The sequence below is a fragment of the Poseidonibacter lekithochrous genome (assembly GCF_018861145.1).
Lineage (GTDB): Bacteria > Campylobacterota > Campylobacteria > Campylobacterales > Arcobacteraceae > Poseidonibacter > Poseidonibacter lekithochrous_A.
This window is the reverse complement of sequence record NZ_JAHKQT010000004.1, coordinates 174785-192290: the sequence shown is the minus strand read 5'-3', so window position 1 is coordinate 192290 and position 17506 is coordinate 174785. Positions and strand designations below refer to the sequence as shown.

Genomic DNA, 17506 nt, shown 5'->3' with positions numbered 1-17506 from the left:
CTTTAACAATATATTAACTTAATCTTAGATCTTAATTAATTAAGATAATTATTATCAATATTGTAAATATAAAATTAGAATTTGGGAATAGAAATCATTATTGGAGGGTTTAATATCTTGAAGTTATTTCTATTAAATGAAATCCAAATTCAGTTTTAATAGGTCCATGAATTCTTAATAATTCTTTTGTAAAGACTACATCATCGAATTCTTTTACCATATCACCTTTTGAAAAAGTACCTAAATGACCACCTCTTTTACCTGAAGAACATTTTGAAAATTTCTTAGCAGCTTTTTCAAATGTTATCTCTTTTTGAATTATCTCTTTTTTTATTTTTTTTGCTAATTTCTCTGTATTTAGTAAAATATGTCTAGCTGTTGCACTTTTTGCCATTAATTATCCTTTTATATTTAAAATTTTATCATTTTTTTATATATTTAACATATAATGAAGTACTAATTTTTAGGGATATAAAATGAAAAATGAAGACGTGAAAAAAGAGTTTGCAAAAGTTATACTAAATGCTAAAATAGTTGCCTTTATGTTTTTTGCATTATTAACACCAAGTATTGTAATGAAAGTAAAAGAACTAGATGAATTATTTGGTTTTAATGAACAAACATGGTTTAATGCTGCAATTGCAGGTTTTGTAATATATATGGGATTTACAATTTTTTTATGGAAGTGTCCAAAGTGTGGAAAGTTTCCAGGTCGAGGCTGGTTTAGAAAAGAGTGCAATTCTTGTGGAGTTGAATTATCATAATTCAACTCATCTAAATATTTACTTAGCTTTTATTGATTTAATAGCTGCTTGAATATTATTATAAAATTCAATACTTCCTCTTTCATGTATAATACCAATTTTTGATAGTTTGACTAACATTCTATCTTGGAGTCCTGATAATATCAATAATCTATTATTCTCTTTAACGGATTCTAAAATAGATTTTAAGGCAACCATAGCTGTCATATCAATCATTGATACATTTTCCATATTTAAAATAATTACATCATACTGTTCCTCATCAGTTGTTAATATTGTTTTTAAGGCATGATGTGCTGCACCAAAAAACATTGGGCCATTAATATCATAAATACAAATATTATCTGGAATATCTAAATCTAGATTATGATTTTGATTAACTAATTCAATTGAGTATAAATCGATAGTTCTTTTTATAAATAAAACAGAAGCCAAAATCATACCCACACCAATTGCTATTTGCATATCTAATAAAACAGTTAATATAAAACAAGTAAGTAAAATATATATATCATCTCTAGGAGCATTTTTTACAATATTGATAAAGTGTTTATATTCTGACATATTCCATGCAACTATAAGTAATAACCCTGATAATGAAGCCATTGGAAGATAAGATAAAATTGGAGCAATAGATATAACTGCAATGAAAATAAATATAGAATTTGAAACTGAAGAAAGAGGACTTGTCGCACCTGATTTAATATTTACAACAGTTCTAGCAATAGCAGCAGTAGCAGGAATTCCTGCAAAAAATGGTAAAACTACATTTGTAATACCTTGTCCAATTAATTCTCTATTTGGATCAGTTCTTTTTTTTGTCATACCATCTGAAATAACAGCACATAATAATGATTCTAAAGAGCCTAAAACAGCAATTGCAAGTGAATGAGGGATCAAATCTTTAATCAACTCTTTTGTAATTGTAAGGTCTGCCCAAGGAATAGTGAAAGATAGAGGATTTGAAGGTATTCCGGAAAATGTTTCACCATTTACTATATAAGAAAAATTTGAATTAATTGTTAAAATTTGATATGCATCAGAATAATTATTATAAAGGTAAGCTAATAAAGTAACTACAACAAGAGAAACAAGAGAAGCTGGTGTTTTATAGTTTTTCTTTTTCCAAAAAACAATTATCAAAATTGTTAGTAAGCCTATTGTAAACTCTTCAATTCTAAAGGTATGTAAAGATTTAAAAAGGATATAAACTTTTTCTAAAAAATCACCTTCAAAATGTTCTATACTTAAACCAAAAAAATCTTTAATTTGTAAAGTTGCAATTACTATTGCAATTCCAGATGTAAATCCAACTGTAATAGGATAGGGTACTAACTCAATTAAACTTCCTAATTTAGATAATCCCATAATAATCTGAAAAATTCCTGATAAAATACCACAAACGAGTAGTCCTTTTAATCCATATTGCTGAACAATAGGTATTAAGATAACAACAAATGCAGCTGTTGGTCCACTAATATTTACCTTACTACTTCCAAATATTGCAGTTAATATTCCAGCAATAATAGCTGTATATATTCCATTTTCTGGAGGTGTTCCAATAGCAATAGATAATGCCATTGACAAGGGTAATGAAATAATTCCGACAACAATACCTGAAAATAAATTTGATTTCATATTTTCTTCTTTTTATCTTTAACTTTTTTATTATGTTAAAGTTTGAATTAAGTTCATTTTATAGAATTTATTATAAATAACTGATTAATTTACAATAAATAAATATTAATTTTAATAGGATATACTTTCTAAAAAGTTTATTATGAAAAAAAAGATAAGTATAGAAATTAATAAAATAAAAAAAGAATTGTATGTTGAAGAATCTATATCATATTTTGATAAAAAAGGATTTAAAAATTCTAAAATATCAGAAATCGCAAAAGAGCTACATACCTCAGTAGGAACAATATATAACCTTTTTAATTCGAAAGAAGAATTATATTTAGAATATTTAATTTACAAACTAAAAGTTTTTATGGGAATATTAAATTCTAAAAAAACGAATATCCCATTAAAAAATTTAGAAAACTATTTAAAATATAAATATGAAATCTTTATACAAATTGATGAGAATAAAAACTTGCCAATAATTAACGACCCTTACTTTTTTCATAAACTAGATATTTCAAGTAATCCTGTCGTTGAAGAAATTTATATTTATTTGGAATTACAATTTAAACATATTATAAAAGAACCACATATTTCACATCGGAATCTTGCAATTTTATTTAAAAAGTTTTCTGATGGGTTTATAGAAAGTTATATTACAGAAGAATTTGAGACGAAAAATATTATTGATATCACATTAGATATGTTTTTAAATGGAGTTATAAAAAATGAAAACTCTTAATCTTTTATATATGCAATATTCAATTAAGGTTAATCAGCTATCATGCTTACCTAACTTAAAGATCGCGGAATAGAGCAGCACGGTAGCTCGACGGGCTCATAACCCGTAGGTCACAGGTTCAAATCCTGTTTCCGCAACCAAGTTAGTTTTTAACGAAGGGTTAAACCTTCTTTCTTTGAATTAATATAGCATTATTTATCTGCTTCTACAATTTTTCTTCCATTAGCTGAAACTTCAATATCTATTTTATTATTATCATATATACCTTCAAACTCATATTTAACAACTTTCATACTTTCTGAATGACTTGCTTCTATATATGTAGGTTTAAAGCCATTGTATTTTTTTTCTATTTGTATGAATACTGCTTTAGGTACCATATACGACGGGAATTCTACTTCTATTTCTTCTACTTTAGCATCAGATAAAATATCTATTTCTACTTTTCTATTATCAGGAAAGATACCTTGTATTTCATAAACTAAATAGTCTTCTTCTTGTTCTGTATTAGCAGATACAAATTCTATTTCAGGTAGTATTTTTTTAGCTTTTTTTAATAACTCAGAAGGAACTTCACTTAATGAAATCACTTTTTCTTCTCCAGCAATTGCAAAAGAAACTAGTAAAACTATATATAATAAAATTTTCATTATTTATCCTTCTTATTAAATAATTCATTTATTTCTTCTTTTAGAAGTTGCCAAAAACCTTGAAGGTTTGCAAATCTATTATTTATTGTATGGAAGTAATCTTCTATTAAATCAATTTGCTCATGTTGTTTTTCTTCTTCAATAACTGATAATTGTTGTCTTAGCATTTTTAAAGAATCTTCTAAGTCCCCAATTTGTTGTTCTAATAAAGCTTTTCTTGTTAATTTTGACATTTGTTCTCCTTAAGTAAATGCTATTAAAAGTGCAGGTATTATAAAAAATACTGATAGTACATAAACAGCGATATATAACTTTCTTTTAACTGCTAATTGCGCTAAACCTTCTGCTGCTTTTATAGGTATATTTCTTAGAAAAGGTATTCCATATATAACAATAACTCCAAGTAAGTTATAAATAAAATGGATTATTGCAATTTGCAGTGCAAAAATAGCTAAAGGTCCACTAACAGCTGTTGCTGCTAATAATGCAGTAATAGTTGTACCAATATTAGCACCTAATGTAAATGGATAAATTTGTCTTAAAGTAAATACTCCACTTCCTGCTAAGGGAACAATTAAACTTGTAGTTGTAGATGAAGATTGAACTAAAACAGTGATTAAAGTACCTGAGGCAATACCTGAAATAGGTCCTTTCCCAACTGCTTTATGTAGTACATCTTTAGCTTTACCAACCATAAGAACTTTCAGTATTTTCCCTATATATGTAATAACTACAAAAATCAGACTAATACCAAATACAATCATAAATACTCCAAGGAATATATCTTGCATGCCAATACTAATGAAAATATCTTTTAACGTTCCTACAACTGGTTTTACTATAGGCTTAATAAAATTAAATCCACCCACACTCATAGGAACTCCACCAACTAAAAAATTGGCTAAATATGCTCCTACTTTATCTAAGAACCCAAATGCTATTTCTAGGGGTAAAAAAATGATTACACTAATTAAATTGAAAAAATCATGAATAGTAGCTGCGGCAAATGCTCTTTTGAACTCTGCTCCTGCTTTTACGTGACCTAAACTAACAATAGTATTTGTAATAGTAGTACCAATATTTGCACCCATAACCATAGGAATAGCAATGGAAATAGGTAACCCACCTGCAACTAAACCAACAATAATTGAAGTAACTGTACTTGATGATTGGATTAATGCAGTTGCAACAATACCTATAACTAAAGCAGTAATAGGATTACTTGCAAATGAAAAAAGTTCTTTTGCATGATCTCCTGCTGCTATTTTAAATCCACTCCCAATCATACTAACTGCAACTAATAATCCATAAACTAATAATGCTATTAAAATCCATTTAAACCAATTCTGTGATTCAACATTAATATTTTCTTTTTCTAATACGGCTTCCAATATATTCCCCTTAATTATATTTTCTGAATGATAATATTTAAAAGTTACATTTTAATAACAAAAATAAGGAAATAAAATTATTAAAGAATATTCTTGTATCTGTTATCTGCTGGTTTTTCAGGTTATATTGCATATAATTATATTTTATCAACGAGATGTGTATGGAATTAAGTACTTGTATATACATGGTTCATCATAGATAGAATAGCTTTTATATAAAAATAATTGAGTATACTTAGTAAAATATTAACATAGGAAGATTATGAAAAAAAGATTTGTAACATATTATATTCTATTCAATATTCTTGTTGCTTCTTTTTTCTGTATCTATTTATATATTTCATATAATCAAAAAAAATCTCTTGTACTTGAACATACTAAATTGACAAGTCTTCTAGTAAGTGAATGGATAAAAGGCGCATTTAATGCATCTGATTATGTATTGCGCGATATTATTGATCGTGTCCCCACTTCAGCTTTAAAGTATCCTGCAACTGATCTTCTTGAACATGATAAAATATCTAAACTTATTGATAAAAAACGTAATACTTTAGCTCATTCAAATGGTGTAGGGTTAAATGATGAAAATTGTATTATTACTCATTCTCCTTCTATTGTTGGTTTTAATGCCAGTAAACGTGAATGGTGTTATGAACCTATGCATAACCCTAAAATGGAAACTTATGTTTCAAATATGTTTATTAGTAATATTAATCAAATGATGGTTATTCAAGTACGAAAATTTCCTAATAATAAAGGATTAGCAGGAATTGGAGTAAATTTATCTTTTTTTTCTCAATGGCTTAAAAAAGTTAATATAGGAAAATATGGTGTAATTGCTATTGCTGATAATAATTTAAAACTTCTATCTCGTCAACCATCACTGCCTCTAGCTTTAGGAAAAGAAGTTAATTCTTCGATAGTTAGAAACTTTATAAGTTTAAATAAAAAACAATATTCTTATTCGAATATTTCACCTATAGATAATGAAAATAGATTGTATAGTGTCCAAAAAGTTGATAACTTACCTTTTATTGTTGTTGTTGGTGAAGCACATCGAGATTGGTTAAATAGTTGGTATAAAGAACTGTATATTTCGATATTGATTACACTTTTAGTATGGATAATGGCTTGGATAATTTTGAAGCATTATACACGTATTTTAAAGCAAAAAAGTGAGCTTGAAAAATTATCTGTAACTGATCAATTAACTAAGTTATATAATCGTCACAAGCTGCATGAAGTATTACAAAATGAATTCTATCGTGCAGAAAGAATTAACTACTCATTTGGAGTAATTATATTAGATATTGATAATTTTAAGTTAATTAACGATACTTATGGACATAATATTGGAGATAATATACTTCAAGAGTTAGCTATGCTTCTTAAAAAAAATATTAGAGTTTCTGATACGTTAGGAAGATGGGGTGGAGAAGAATTCTTGATTATTGTACCACAAGGAGATACTAAAAGTAAACAAATATTGGCAGAAAAATTGCGAATTATAATTGAGAAACATATATTTCCTACAGTTACAAATATCACTGCTAGTTTTGGTATATCCGTATATAATAAAGGTGATGATATAGATAGTTTGATAAAAAAAGCTGATGATGCACTTTATGAGGTTAAAGAAAATGGTCGTAATCAAGTTAGAATTACATATTATTAATAAATATAATATTTTAATAGTTAAATTTAATAATTCTCAGTGAGAAGTTAATTCTTCTTCACTGACTGTTCGAAATGATTTTCCTATTTATCTTTATTGTAATCTTCTACCGCTTTTACAGATTCAACAGCAGCTGGAAGAAGGGCTTCACTTAAAGCTGGATGGATATATAACATCTCTTTTAAGTGTCTAATATCATTATCTAAATGCATAACAGCAAGTACTTGATGCATCATAGTTGTACTTTCTGGACCTATCATATGACATCCTAAAATTTCATAAGTATTTGGATTTATTATAAGTTTTGTACGTGGATATTTTAGTCTTGTTGACATAGCTTTTGCACTTGCAAGCCATGGAGTAATACTTGTAACATAAGATATACCTTGTTCTTTTGCTTTTTGTTCAGTTATCCCAACACTTGCTATTTCCGGTTCTGTAAATACACCATGAGGCATATACTTAAATTTTAAAGGTTCTTTTTCATCTTCTAATAAAATCTTTCCTAAGTGATTTACTTCTTGTGCTGCTGCATGTTGAAGCATATGTTCACCACTTGCATCTCCAACAACGTAAACACCTTTTGCTTTTGTTTCAAAGAATTTGTCTCTTTTAATATATCCTCTGTCATTTACTTCAATATCTGTATTTTGTAAATCTAGGCTATTTGTATTTGATTCTCTTCCTGTTGCATAAAGTAGGGCTTGTGAAGTATGATGTGTTTTTTGATTATCTTTGTTTAGTAGTTCAAGATTAAATTGTTTATCTTTATATTCTATTTTATCAATACTTGTATCAAATAAAATATCTACATTTTTTACAAATTCTTCTTTAAAAATTGCAGAAATATCACTATCTTCATTTCCTAAAATCCTTTGACTTCGTACAAGAAGTTTTGTTTGGATTCCAACGGCTGCAAAAAAGTTAGCTAACTCACAAGCAATAAATCCAGAACCTACAATTGTAATTGATTTTGGAATAGTACCTTTTAAAGGAAAAATATTATCACTAGTCCATGCTTTTGGATGTGGTGCTTCAATAGCTTTTGTTCCCGTTGCTATTACTATTTTAGGTGCTGTAAGTTGTTCACCATTTACACTAATTATATTATTAGATACAAACTTTCCTGTTCCATAAATTACTTCTACATTTTCATTAAATTTCTTTTTGTATACGGGGTCTATTTTAGAAACATAGTTATTTGTTTCTTCAAATATTTTTTCAACATTAATACTATTTATACTTGAATCTATGAAGTGTCTGTCTGATTCTTTAATTGCCCTTGCTACATGAGCATAACCAATAAGAAGTTTTGAAGGAACACATCCTCTATTTGGACAAGTTCCACCTAATTTAGATTTTTCTATTATGGCAACTTTTTTTCCCATTTTTCCAGCTTTTGCTGCAAGATTACTTGCTCGTCCAGCTCCTATTATAATTAAATCAAAATTTTTCATAATATTCCTTTTTCTTTTATTCATTGTATTATAAATAAAATTTATTTACTATTTGTTTACTCTTTTTAAACTCATTTGAATATAATAATAAAAATATAAATAAAAAAGAGAGAACATGAAAAAAAATGCAAAAATTATCTTAATATCCTTGTGCATATTAATTGGAATATGGTTAATTATAAAAATTTCATTTTTATGGGTAACTATAATTGTTACAAGTCTTATTGCTTTAGCAATTTACGATTCAAATCAAATTAAGCATTCCTTGTGGAGAAACTTTCCTATTGTTGGACGATTAAGATGGCTTTTAGAAGATTTAAGACCACCTATGAGACAATATTTTATGGAATCAGATATTGATGGTGTTCCTTTTAATAGACAGCAAAGAAGTTTAGTATACAGACGTTCTAAAAAATTAGTAAGTACAATTCCCTTTGGAACAAAAATGGATGTTTATAAAGCAGGATATGAGTGGATTGGACACTCTTTAAGTGCTTTAAAAGCAAAAGATTTAAATCATAATCCTAGAGTTTTAATTGGTAAAACTTTATGTTCAAAACCATATAGTGCAAGTATTTTTAATGTATCTGCTATGAGTTTTGGAGCACTTAGTTCTGCAGCTGTGCGTTCTTTAGGTTATGGTGCTAAAATTGGTGGCTTTGCACTAAATACTGGTGAAGGTGGAATAAGTAAATATCATCTCGAAGCAAACTGTGATTTAATATGGCAAGTTGGAACTGGTTATTTTGGTTGTAGAAATGAAGATGGTACTTTTAATGCAGATTTATTTGAGCAAAAATCAAAAAATGAAAATGTAAAAATGGTTGAAGTAAAACTATCTCAAGGTGCAAAACCTGGACATGGTGGAATTTTACCTGCAAATAAAAACACTCCGGAGATTGCTGAAGGTAGAGGTGTTAAACCTCATACTCAGGTTGATTCACCTCCTATTCATTCAGCTTTTAATGATGCTAAAGGAATGATGGAATTTGTTACAACTTTACGAGAATTATCAGGTGGTAAACCAATTGGTATTAAGCTTTGTATTGGTAGAAAAGAAGAGTTTATAAACCTTTGTAAAGTTATGCATGAAACTGGATTAAAACCTGATTTTATTACAGTTGATGGTGGTGAAGGTGGAACTGGAGCTGCTCCATTAGAATATACAAATTCTGTAGGAATGCCTTTACGAGAAGCTTTAGTATTTGTAATTGATGCTTTAATAGGTTTTGATTTAAAAAAAGATATTAAAGTTATCGCTTCTGGAAAAATATTAAATGGAATGGATATTTTAAAGAAATTATCTCTAGGAGCTGATTTGTGTGCAAGTGCAAGAGGTATGATGTTCTCTCTTGGTTGTATTCAAGCTTTAGATTGTCATAAAAATACTTGTCCAACAGGAGTTGCTACTCAAAATAAAAGATTATCAAGCGCTTTGATAGTTGAAGATAAGAAACAAAGAGTTGCAAATTATCATCAAGGAACTATTGAAAGTTTTGTAGAATTATTGGCTTCTTCTGGTTTAGATGATTTTGAAAAATTAACAAGAAAACATGTGTTTTATAGATTAGATGAGACTAAATATAAAAGATATGATGAATTATATAGACCTTTAAGAACTGGAGATCTTCTAAAACCTCCTTATCCAAAAGATTTTAAAAGATTTATAAACTAAAGTTTTGTTTTGAACAAAACATATATTTAGTATCTAAATATTCAAACTCTAAAGAGTAAGCATGAAGAAGAAGTCTTTTATCTCCTGATAAAGAGATTCTTTCTTCTTGATTTACTTTTTTACCTAAAATTTTATCTGCTATTTTCTCATCTAATCCATATATAGGATCACCAATAATTCGATGATTTATTGAATTTAAATGTACTCTTATTTGATGTTGTCTTCCTGTTATTGGGCTAACTTTTACTAAAGTTTGATTTTTATTTTTATCAAAAGAAATAGGTTTTATAAAAGTTGTTGATTCTTTTCCATCTGTATGTGTTTTCATTTTTATTTTGATAAGACCTGTATCATTTGTAATTGGAGTATTTATTTCTAGATCGTTTTTAATTTGACCTTGAACTATTGCTTTATAGGTTTTTTTAAATTCTCTGTTTTCAAACTTTTCATTTAGAATCATCTGCGAAAATCTATTTTTTGCTACTAATACTAGTCCTGAAGTTTCTTTATCAATTCTATGAACTAAAGAGGCATCATCATTAAAGTGATATTTAATTTCATCTAATAGTGTATATTCATCATTTATAGTTGTAGGATGAACTAATAATCCTGATGGTTTATCAAAAATTGCAAAGTGATCTGTTTGAAAGAGTGGTTTTAAACCTTTAGTTATTGGCTCATAGATATTTATTTGAATAAATCCTGATTTTACTGTTTGTTTTTTTTGTAATCTTTTATTTTTATGATCTAAAACTTTTCCTTTTGTTAATAAACTTTGGGATAGTTTTAAAGATAGTTTGGCATCTTCAACTAAAAAATCATCAATTAGTTTTTTTTCTTTAACATCAAATTTCTTTAGTACATATGGCAAATTTATTCCTAATAATTAATTCTTGTGATTATACAATATATTTTAAAAAGATAAATAATAAAACTAATAGGCTTTTTGTGCTTTAATATCAAATGGCAAAAGAATTAATCACAAGTTTTGGATTTGAGAATATTGTAAAAGAGTTTAAACAGCTACTCGAAATTGAAAAACCTTATTGGGTGAAAGAAAAGAAAATAGCTGCTGAACATGGTGATAGAAGTGAAAATGCTGAGTATATAACAGCTAAAGCAGAAATAAGAAACTTAGATAAAAGACTTCGTTTTTTAAATAAGATTATAAATAATAGTGAAGTTATTGATATTAGTAAAATTCCTCATAAAAAAGTAAATTTTGGTTCACAAGTTACACTTTTTGATTTTAATGAAAACAAAGAAAAAGTATTTATAATACTTGGAACTCATGAAACAAACCCTAATGAAAATAAAATATCAAATAAATCTCCTTTAGGAAAGGCTTTATTAGGAAAAGAGTTAAATGAGGAGTTTGAATTTAGAATAAATGAAAATATAAAAGAATTTGAAGTGTTAAAAATAGAACAATATAAAATGGACAAGCAGTGAAAATTGAAGAACTAAAAGATTTAATAGTAAAAAATATGGAAGATATTAAAGATGAAAAAGAAGAGTTTAAAAGAGTTTTTCATGGAAGAGGAAATTTCTACGAGGATTATAATTATTTAACAATTGACTCTATTGATAGAATTTTATTTATTGTTTTATTTGAGCAGATTGAAATAGAACTAGAAAATCAAGTATTAAAAATGATTAAAGAAGTTTTTAGTACATTAAAATATGAAACATTAGTACTACAAAGAAGATACTTAGATAAATCTCCTTGCGAAGTATTAATTGGAACTTTAGAAGAAGAAAATATTGCAATTGAAAATTCAATAAAATATAAAATTAGTTTTACAAATAAGAATATTGGTTTTTTCCCTGATATGAAAATAGGGCATGAGTATATATCTAAAATAGCTAAAGATAAAAATGTATTAAATCTATTTTCTTATACTTGTGCTTTTTCACTAAGTGCAGCTAAAGCAGGGGCTTTTAAAGTAGTTAATGTAGATATGTCAAAGAGTGCTTTAACAACTGGCCGAGTAAATCATCACTTAAATGGTTTAAATACTTCAAATATTCATTTTATGCCTTATAATATTTTAAAATCATGGAATAGAATTAAAAAACAAGGTCCTTATGATATTATAATTATTGATCCACCTTCATTTCAAAAAGGAAGTTTTGCAGCAAGTAAGGATTATGAAAAGATAATCAAAAAACTTGATCAACTAGCAAGCGAAGAATGTATTGTATTTTCAGCACTTAATGCTCCTGAACTTGATAGTGATTTTATAAAAAATATATTTAAAGAGTTTGCACCTTCTTTTAAATTTGTAGAAAGGTTAGATAACTTAGAAACTTTTCCCTCAAATAATGAAGAAAAATCTTTAAAAAATTTAATTTTTAAACAAAGTAATTAATTTGAAATTAAAAAGCAATTAAGACATAACCTATCTTGAAAACTTTCTTTGATATAATTTCGCGTTTTGATATTAATTTTAGGATTATTAAATGGAAAATAGGAAAAGTATTGTTACTAAATATGCAGATGGTAATTTAGTAATACAAATATTAGTGGGTATTATACTAGGTGTTGTTGTGGCTATGATTTCAAAGGAATTAGCCATGTCTTTTTCTATTTTGGGAACACTTTTTGTAGGTGCTTTAAAAGCAATAGCTCCTATTTTAGTTTTTGTTTTAGTAGCAACAGCAATTGCAACAAAAGAAGTTGGTGTTGATACGGGAATGAAGCCAATTATATTTTTATATTTAATTGGTACTTTTTTAGCAGCCTTAGTTGCGGTAATTGCAAGTTTTATTTTTCCTGTTGAACTTATACTTATTAATGCAGCAGATAAAGTTTTAACACCGCCTGATAGTGTTATTGATGTATTAAAAACTGTATTAAATAATATGGTTGATAATCCAGTGAATGCACTTTTAACTGGTAACTTTATTGGTATTTTAGTTTGGGCTATTGCTATTGGTTTTGCTATGCACTATAGTTCACCTGAGACTAAAAAAGTATTTTTTGATGTATCAACTGGTATTACAAAAATTGTTAAATTTATAATCAAACTTGCACCTTTTGGTATTTTTGGTTTAGTTGCGAATACTTTTGCTCAAACAGGTTTTGAAGCACTTTTAAGTTATTCAAAACTTTTACTTGTACTTGTTGGAACTATGCTTTTTATTGCTTTAATTATTAATCCTATAATTGTATTTATTAAAACTAAGAAAAATCCTTTCCCTCTTGTTTTTACATGTTTAAAAGAGAGTGGAATAACAGCTTTTTTTACAAGAAGTTCAGCTGCAAATATTCCCGTTAATTTAAATTTATGTAAAAAATTAGGTTTAAGAGAAGATACTTATTCTATTTCTATTCCTTTAGGAGCAACAACAAATATGGCAGGAGCAGCAGTAACTATTACTATATTAACACTTGCAACTGTTCATACACTTGGTATGAGTATTGATTTAGGAACTGCATTATTACTATCATTTGTTTCAGCCCTTGCTGCTTGCGGAGCATCAGGAGTTGCTGGTGGGTCTTTACTTTTAATACCACTTGCTTGTTCATTATTTGGTATTTCAAATGATATAGCTCTTCAAGTTGTTGCAATTGGATTTATAATTGGTGTTGTTCAAGACTCAATGGAAACAGCACTTAATTCTTCAACAGATGTAATCTTTACAGCAGCTTGTCATAAAGAAGATTAAGATGACTTTTAAAGCTAAACTTTGCCCTTTTTGTAAAAAAGATAACAATTGTGAAGTTTTAACTTCTTCTTCATGCTGGTGTATGAAGACAAAAATTCCTGAGGAACTAAAGCTTTTAGTTCCAACTTTAGAAAAAAACAAATCTTGTATATGTAAATCTTGTGTGCAAGAGTTTATAAAAAGTCCAAGTTCCTTTAAAAGTAAGCACTCTTTTTAATCAAATCTAAATAGTTTTTGATACAATTCGTCTAATTTAAGAAAATTGGGGAGAATTATTTTGATTAAAAAAAACAGATGGCTAATGGCTTTAAGCGCTGTTGGTGTTCATATTTGTATTGGTTCTGCATATGCATGGAGTGTTTATGTAAAACCAATCCAAGAACAAATGGATTGGACTTTAACTGATGTAACAATTGCTTTTAGTATCGCAATATTCTTTTTAGGATTAAGTGCTGCATTAATGGGAAAATTTGTTGAAAAAAATGGTCCTAGAGTATCTGCTATTATTGCTGCATCTTTATTTGGTTTAGGAACAATGGGTTCTGGCCTTGCTATTATGATGGAATCAAAAATGCTTTTATACTTTTTTTATGGAGTATTAGGTGGTTGTGGTTTGGGAATTGGATATATTTCACCTGTTTCTACACTTGTAAAATGGTTTCCTGATAAAAGAGGAATGGCTACAGGTTTAGCTATTATGGGATTTGGTTTTGCCTCTGCAATTTGGGGTCCAACAATTAAAATTTTAATTGAAGCTGTAGGAATCTCTGGAACATTCTTTATCTTAGGTGCTGTTTATTTTGTAGTTATGTTTGTATCTGCTTTGTATTTAGAAAAGCCAGAAGAGGGGTATTTACCTAAGAAATTTGAGAAGAAGATTAAAGAAGGTAAGAAAAAACTAAAAGAAGATTTAGCACTTTTAGGTTTAAATGAAGCAGTTAAAACACCAAGATTTTATGGTCTTTGGTTAATGTTATTTATAAATGTAACTTGTGGAATTGCAATCATTGGTGTAGCATCACCATTACTTCAAGAAGTAATTGGATTATCAGCAATTGCAGCAGCAGCAGCTGTTGGTTTAATGGGAATATTTAACGGAGCTGGAAGAATTTTCTGGGCTTCATTATCTGATTATTTAACACGTCCAGTTGTTTATATAATTTTCTTTGCAACACAAGCAATTGCTTTTTATATATTACCAACTGTTACTGAAATAGTTGTATTCCAATTTTTATTATTTTTTATCATGTCTTGTTATGGTGGTGGTTTTGCATCAATTCCAGCTTACATTGGAGATATCTTTGGAACAAAAGAACTTGGTGCAATTCATGGTTATATTTTAACAGCATGGGCAGCAGCAGGATTAGTTGGTCCCTTAATCATATCAATGGTAAAAGATTCAACAGGTTCATATTCTCAAACATTATATGTATTTGCAGGTTTTTTTATAGTAGCACTTATAATTTCAATTTTAATGCTAGTAAATATCAAATCAATAGAAAAGAAAAAACAAAAATAAAAGGATATCTATGTTAGAAAATGAAATAACAAAAGAGAATTTAAATAAATTAGTAGTTACTTTTTATACGAGAGTTTTAAAAGATGAAACAATATCTCCTTTTTTTATAGAAAAGTTAGGAGATGATATGAAATCAGATATTTGGCAGAAACATATTACTCTTCTTACAAACTTTTGGTATACAATATCACATGGATATGGAGAATATAATGGTTCTCCATTTGCTCCTCATATGCAGATTCAAGGCTTACATAAAGAAGCTTTTGCTACTTGGTTAAGACTTTTCTTTGCTTCAGTTGATAAAATCTTTACTGAAAATATTGCAAATAAATTTAAAGAAAGAAGTTCAATAATTGCAGGAAATTTTATGAGGAACTTAGGTATTTAAATTTCTTATTAATATGCTACACTTTCTAATAGGAAAGGAGATTATCTTGATTGGAATTTTAAAAAGAATTTATAATTATAAAATCAATGATTTTGATGAGAATGAAATAGTTCGAATTAGAATTGGTAATTTACTTGCTGTGTTAGGTTTTGGTGTATCTATTTTATATAGTTTTCTTTATTTATTTTACATTAATTCTTTTGCAGCTTTTTTTCTAACTTTAGTTTTTGCAATTTTTTATTTAGGATATTTTTACTTTTTATCAAAAATGGAAATATTTAAAGCAAGACTTTCTTTTTTCTTGACAATATTTATTCAAATATCTTCAATTGTAATATTCTTTGTATCTAGTAAAAGTGGTATTCAATACTATCTTTTATTAGTTCCTCCTTTAGCATATTTAGTTTTTAGTAAAGAAAAAGAGCTTAGACTTTCTTTATCTTTATTAGCATTACTTTTATTAATTATTACTCATTTCTTTGGAGAAAACTATTATATATTAGAGTTAGAAAAAAGTATATTGAATACACTATATGTACTTACTTTAATAATACTTTTTTTTGTATTTATTATTTTATTTAATGCATTTTTAGAAGAAATTGAACAAAAAGAAGAAAAGTTAGAGCACTTATCAAAAACAGATTTTTTAACTGATATCTTAAATAGAAGGGCTTTTTATAAAAAGGCTGATGAAATGACAAAACTATCAGATCGTTATGGAAATGACTTAGGATTACTTATATTTGATATTGATTATTTTAAAAAGATTAATGATAAATATGGGCATAATATTGGAGATATTGTATTACAAAAAATATCAAAAGAAGTATCATCTTCTATTCGAGATACAGATTGTTTTGCAAGGTTTGGTGGAGAAGAGTTTATTATTCTTTTACCTAATATTTCTAAAGAACAATTACTTCTTTTTTCTGAGAAAATAAGAAAGTTAATAGAAAATATTGAAATAAAATATAATAATAAGGAAAATATAAAATTTACTATTAGTATTGGTGTTACAGTTTATTATAAAAATGATACTATTGAAAAATTTATAGATAGAGCAGATATCGCAATGTATGAATCAAAAGAAAAAGGAAGAAACACTTCAAGTTCAATGTTTCTTTCTGAATAATATCTAATTTCTATATTTATATTTGCCTTACATCAATAAATGAACCAGATTCAAAGTCATCTATTCTAGTAAGAAAATTATCTAATCTTTGAGCAGCTTCACTTGGTTTTTGTATAACTCCTGCTTTTAAAACTTTTGCTGATGTAAAGATATTATCATCTATTTCATGTCGAATGTAATCTGTCATAGGTGTTTGAATAACACCTGGGGCAACTGCTAAAATTTTTGTATTTATTAACTCTTTTGAATAAAGATTAACAAGCATATTTAAACCAGCTTTTGATAAAGAGTATGAAGCCCATCCTTTAGAGCCATTTTTTGAAGCTCCTGAGGATAAAGCTATAATATTTTTTGTATTAGTGTTCGCTAAAATATCTAGTAATTCCTTATTTGCATATACATTTAATACATAAACTTTTTGTATCTCTTCTATAGCTAATTTATTTAATTCTTTAATTTCTCCTAGTCTGCCAGCATTTAAATATACAGTATCAATATTTCCTATTGAAATTATAAAATCGTTTAATTCTTTTTTAATTAAAGAGGTATTTGATAAATCAAAAGAATAAAATGAAAAGTTTTGATTTTTGATATCCGGTTTATTTCTACCAATTCCAAAAACTTTATAGTTTTTTTCTAAATAGTAGTTTGTAAGAGCTAGTCCTAATCCTGAACTACAACCTGTTATTAGAATATTTTTTGACATTGGATTATTTCCTTTTAGAATAAATTATTAATTATTTATATTATATACTAAATTAAACTTGATTAATCTTTATTTAGATATAATCCTTTTACTTATAAATAAAGGAAAA

Annotated in this window: 19 protein-coding genes and 1 tRNA gene; 12 read left to right on the top strand and 8 right to left on the bottom strand. The window is 27.2% G+C overall.

Annotated elements, in window-relative coordinates; translation table 11 throughout:
- Window positions 1–109 precede the first annotated feature (109 nt).
- Complete coding sequence (locus KO488_RS02830) at window positions 110–394, bottom strand: peptidylprolyl isomerase (RefSeq protein WP_216057270.1); 285 nt, start codon at window positions 392–394, stop codon at window positions 110–112.
- Window positions 395–476: 82 nt separating this feature from the next.
- On the opposite strand from KO488_RS02830, the gene KO488_RS02825 reads away from it, so the two are divergent.
- Window positions 477–764: a hypothetical protein gene (locus tag KO488_RS02825; protein WP_216057269.1), complete on the top strand. Its 288-nt coding sequence runs from the start codon at window positions 477–479 to the stop codon at window positions 762–764.
- Window positions 765–782: 18 nt separating this feature from the next.
- Here KO488_RS02825 and dauA read toward each other — a convergent pair whose 3' ends face one another.
- A complete protein-coding gene (dauA, locus tag KO488_RS02820) occupies window positions 783–2402 on the bottom strand; it encodes a C4-dicarboxylic acid transporter DauA (protein ID WP_216057268.1) in 1620 nt (539 codons plus the stop codon).
- Between the two features lie 142 nt (window positions 2403–2544).
- Here dauA and KO488_RS02815 point away from each other — a divergent pair, with 142 nt between their 5' ends.
- Both KO488_RS02815 and KO488_RS02810 read left to right on the top strand, forming a co-directional pair.
- Window positions 2545–3132: a TetR/AcrR family transcriptional regulator gene (locus KO488_RS02815; protein ID WP_216057267.1), complete on the top strand. Its 588-nt coding sequence runs from the start codon at window positions 2545–2547 to the stop codon at window positions 3130–3132.
- A 63-nt stretch (window positions 3133–3195) separates the two neighbouring features.
- Window positions 3196–3272: transfer RNA gene (locus KO488_RS02810), tRNA-Met, on the top strand.
- A gap of 51 nt (window positions 3273–3323) precedes the next feature.
- On the opposite strand, the gene KO488_RS02805 is transcribed toward KO488_RS02810, so the two are convergent.
- From KO488_RS02805 to KO488_RS02795, 3 genes are read right to left on the bottom strand one after another with little or no spacing between them, the layout of a single operon-like run.
- Complete coding sequence (locus tag KO488_RS02805; protein WP_216057266.1) at window positions 3324–3782, bottom strand: PepSY domain-containing protein; 459 nt, start codon at window positions 3780–3782, stop codon at window positions 3324–3326.
- Entirely contained in the window at window positions 3782–4015 is a 234-nt protein-coding gene (locus KO488_RS02800) for a hypothetical protein (RefSeq protein ID WP_216057265.1), read from the bottom strand. Before KO488_RS02800 ends, KO488_RS02805 begins: the two co-directional genes overlap by 1 nt.
- A gap of 9 nt (window positions 4016–4024) precedes the next feature.
- Window positions 4025–5173 (bottom strand): Na/Pi symporter, encoded by a 1149-nt coding sequence (locus KO488_RS02795; protein WP_216057264.1) that lies wholly within the window; start codon window positions 5171–5173, stop codon window positions 4025–4027.
- A gap of 262 nt (window positions 5174–5435) precedes the next feature.
- Between KO488_RS02795 and KO488_RS02790 the strand changes: the two genes are divergently transcribed.
- Entirely contained in the window at window positions 5436–6848 is a 1413-nt protein-coding gene (locus tag KO488_RS02790; RefSeq protein WP_216057263.1) for a diguanylate cyclase, read from the top strand.
- An 83-nt stretch (window positions 6849–6931) separates the two neighbouring features.
- Here the strand turns inward: KO488_RS02790 and KO488_RS02785 are convergent, their stop codons facing one another.
- On the bottom strand, window positions 6932–8305 hold the full coding sequence (locus KO488_RS02785) for a dihydrolipoyl dehydrogenase family protein (RefSeq protein ID WP_216057262.1): 1374 nt from the start codon (window positions 8303–8305) through the stop codon (window positions 6932–6934).
- Window positions 8306–8420: 115 nt separating this feature from the next.
- Here KO488_RS02785 and KO488_RS02780 point away from each other — a divergent pair, with 115 nt between their 5' ends.
- A complete protein-coding gene (locus KO488_RS02780) occupies window positions 8421–9980 on the top strand; it encodes an FMN-binding glutamate synthase family protein (RefSeq protein WP_216057261.1) in 1560 nt (519 codons plus the stop codon).
- On the opposite strand, the gene KO488_RS02775 is transcribed toward KO488_RS02780, so the two are convergent.
- On the bottom strand, window positions 9970–10851 hold the full coding sequence (locus KO488_RS02775; RefSeq protein ID WP_216057260.1) for an RluA family pseudouridine synthase: 882 nt from the start codon (window positions 10849–10851) through the stop codon (window positions 9970–9972). The genes KO488_RS02780 and KO488_RS02775 overlap by 11 nt on opposite strands.
- Window positions 10852–10943: 92 nt before the next feature.
- Here KO488_RS02775 and KO488_RS02770 point away from each other — a divergent pair, with 92 nt between their 5' ends.
- The 7 genes from KO488_RS02770 (at window position 10944) to KO488_RS02740 (ending at window position 16691) form a co-directional block, all read left to right on the top strand.
- Window positions 10944–11432, top strand: coding sequence for a GreA/GreB family elongation factor (locus KO488_RS02770; RefSeq protein WP_216057259.1), 489 nt, complete (start codon window positions 10944–10946; stop codon window positions 11430–11432).
- Window positions 11429–12352: a class I SAM-dependent methyltransferase gene (locus tag KO488_RS02765; RefSeq protein WP_216057258.1), complete on the top strand. Its 924-nt coding sequence runs from the start codon at window positions 11429–11431 to the stop codon at window positions 12350–12352. The genes KO488_RS02770 and KO488_RS02765 overlap by 4 nt, the downstream gene beginning before the upstream one ends.
- A gap of 91 nt (window positions 12353–12443) precedes the next feature.
- Entirely contained in the window at window positions 12444–13652 is a 1209-nt protein-coding gene (gene sstT, locus KO488_RS02760; RefSeq protein WP_216057257.1) for a serine/threonine transporter SstT, read from the top strand.
- Window position 13653: 1 nt separating this feature from the next.
- On the top strand, window positions 13654–13869 hold the full coding sequence (locus tag KO488_RS15485) for a cysteine-rich CWC family protein (protein WP_216057256.1): 216 nt from the start codon (window positions 13654–13656) through the stop codon (window positions 13867–13869).
- 60 nt (window positions 13870–13929) lie between these two features.
- Window positions 13930–15171: an OFA family MFS transporter gene (locus tag KO488_RS02750; protein ID WP_216057255.1), complete on the top strand. Its 1242-nt coding sequence runs from the start codon at window positions 13930–13932 to the stop codon at window positions 15169–15171.
- Window positions 15172–15181: 10 nt separating this feature from the next.
- Window positions 15182–15559 carry a group III truncated hemoglobin gene (locus KO488_RS02745; protein WP_216057254.1) on the top strand — a complete coding sequence of 126 codons (378 nt, stop codon included), beginning with the start codon at window positions 15182–15184 and terminating at the stop codon, window positions 15557–15559.
- A 46-nt stretch (window positions 15560–15605) separates the two neighbouring features.
- Window positions 15606–16691 (top strand): GGDEF domain-containing protein, encoded by a 1086-nt coding sequence (locus KO488_RS02740; RefSeq protein WP_216057253.1) that lies wholly within the window; start codon window positions 15606–15608, stop codon window positions 16689–16691.
- Window positions 16692–16707: 16 nt separating this feature from the next.
- Here the strand turns inward: KO488_RS02740 and KO488_RS02735 are convergent, their stop codons facing one another.
- Window positions 16708–17397 carry an SDR family NAD(P)-dependent oxidoreductase gene (locus KO488_RS02735; RefSeq protein WP_216057252.1) on the bottom strand — a complete coding sequence of 230 codons (690 nt, stop codon included), beginning with the start codon at window positions 17395–17397 and terminating at the stop codon, window positions 16708–16710.
- Window positions 17398–17506 lie beyond the last annotated feature (109 nt).

Excerpts from the sequence above, each read along its gene's own strand:
- KO488_RS02830 (WP_216057270.1), bottom strand. The coding sequence starts at position 394 with ATGGCAAAAAGTGCAACAGCTAGACATATTTTACTAAATACAGAGAAA.
- KO488_RS02825 (WP_216057269.1), top strand. The coding sequence starts at position 477 with ATGAAAAATGAAGACGTGAAAAAAGAGTTTGCAAAAGTTATACTAAAT.
- dauA (WP_216057268.1), bottom strand. The coding sequence starts at position 2,402 with ATGAAATCAAATTTATTTTCAGGTATTGTTGTCGGAATTATTTCATTA.
- KO488_RS02815 (WP_216057267.1), top strand. The coding sequence starts at position 2,545 with ATGAAAAAAAAGATAAGTATAGAAATTAATAAAATAAAAAAAGAATTG.
- KO488_RS02805 (WP_216057266.1), bottom strand. The coding sequence starts at position 3,782 with ATGAAAATTTTATTATATATAGTTTTACTAGTTTCTTTTGCAATTGCT.
- KO488_RS02800 (WP_216057265.1), bottom strand. The coding sequence starts at position 4,015 with ATGTCAAAATTAACAAGAAAAGCTTTATTAGAACAACAAATTGGGGAC.
- KO488_RS02790 (WP_216057263.1), top strand. The coding sequence starts at position 5,436 with ATGAAAAAAAGATTTGTAACATATTATATTCTATTCAATATTCTTGTT.
- KO488_RS02785 (WP_216057262.1), bottom strand. The coding sequence starts at position 8,305 with ATGAAAAATTTTGATTTAATTATAATAGGAGCTGGACGAGCAAGTAAT.
- KO488_RS02780 (WP_216057261.1), top strand. The coding sequence starts at position 8,421 with ATGAAAAAAAATGCAAAAATTATCTTAATATCCTTGTGCATATTAATT.
- KO488_RS02770 (WP_216057259.1), top strand. The coding sequence starts at position 10,944 with ATGGCAAAAGAATTAATCACAAGTTTTGGATTTGAGAATATTGTAAAA.
- sstT (WP_216057257.1), top strand. The coding sequence starts at position 12,444 with ATGGAAAATAGGAAAAGTATTGTTACTAAATATGCAGATGGTAATTTA.
- KO488_RS15485 (WP_216057256.1), top strand. The coding sequence starts at position 13,654 with ATGACTTTTAAAGCTAAACTTTGCCCTTTTTGTAAAAAAGATAACAAT.
- KO488_RS02745 (WP_216057254.1), top strand. The coding sequence starts at position 15,182 with ATGTTAGAAAATGAAATAACAAAAGAGAATTTAAATAAATTAGTAGTT.
- KO488_RS02735 (WP_216057252.1), bottom strand. The coding sequence starts at position 17,397 with ATGTCAAAAAATATTCTAATAACAGGTTGTAGTTCAGGATTAGGACTA.